This window comes from Mycobacterium sp. E3247 (genome assembly GCF_001667785.1).
Taxonomy (GTDB): Bacteria; Actinomycetota; Actinomycetes; order Mycobacteriales; family Mycobacteriaceae; genus Mycobacterium.
Genome location: NZ_LZJG01000377.1, coordinates 1 through 821, shown reverse-complemented (window position 1 = coordinate 821; position 821 = coordinate 1). Strand labels below are relative to the sequence as shown.

Genomic DNA, 821 nt, shown 5'->3' with positions numbered 1-821 from the left:
CGGGGCGCAGCAAGATCCTGATCACCGCCGACCAGGACTGGCGCGAGCACCTCGACCTCATCGTCGACTCGATCGCCAACCTCGGGGGCATGGCCTGCGTCAACACCACCGCCGTGCTGTACGAGGGCGATCCCGCCCCGCTGGCGCGGGCGATCGCCGAGCGGTTGGCGGCGATCGAGCCCCTACCCATGGACGACGAGCGCGCGATCCTGCCCACCCAGCCCGTCGAAAACGCGCGGGCCCTCGCCGGGTATCTGGCGGGGAAGGCCGCCGGATCGTCGCCGCTGCTCGGTGCCGAGCGGGTGGTCGCCGACCTCGGTGACGGCTACGCCGCGCTGCGCCCGGCCGTGCATCTGTTGCCCGCGCCCGACACGGACAAGCTCAACGTCGAGCTGCCCTTCCCGTGCGTGTGGGTCTCGCCCTGGTCGCGCGACGACGCCATCGCGCCGCTGCGGCATTCGTTGGTGCTCACCGCGCTCACCGACGACGAGCGGTTGATCGACGCTCTGCTGGGCGAGCCGACGATCGCCAACGTGTACTTCGGGCCCCACCCCACCTGGTTCGCGTCCCCCGCCATCCCGCACGACGGGTTCTTGGCCGACGCCCTGATGCGCAACAAGGGCTTCATCCGCGACAGCGGCTGACGCGAGGGCTCAGGCGCCGGCCTCAGTCCCCGAGGGGATTTCGGCTCAGCTGCCGAAACCTCCCCGGCCGGTCGAGACCTGTGTCGCCGGGCCGCCGCTACCCGCGTCGAGGTGGCTGGAGGCGAAGGCGACGCCTTTGTCGATCATGGCGCCGTCGTCGGCGTAGGTGTTGTGGGC

2 pseudogenes are annotated in these 821 nt (G+C 71.4%); one reads left to right on the top strand and one right to left on the bottom strand.

The annotated features are described in order from the left end of the window. A pseudogene (locus A9X04_RS31060) lies at window positions 1-644 on the top strand (aldehyde dehydrogenase); the annotation flags it as partial. Window positions 645-689: 45 nt separating this feature from the next. Here the strand turns inward: A9X04_RS31060 and A9X04_RS20660 are convergent. After that, window positions 690-821, bottom strand: a pseudogene (locus tag A9X04_RS20660) (cutinase family protein); the annotation flags it as partial.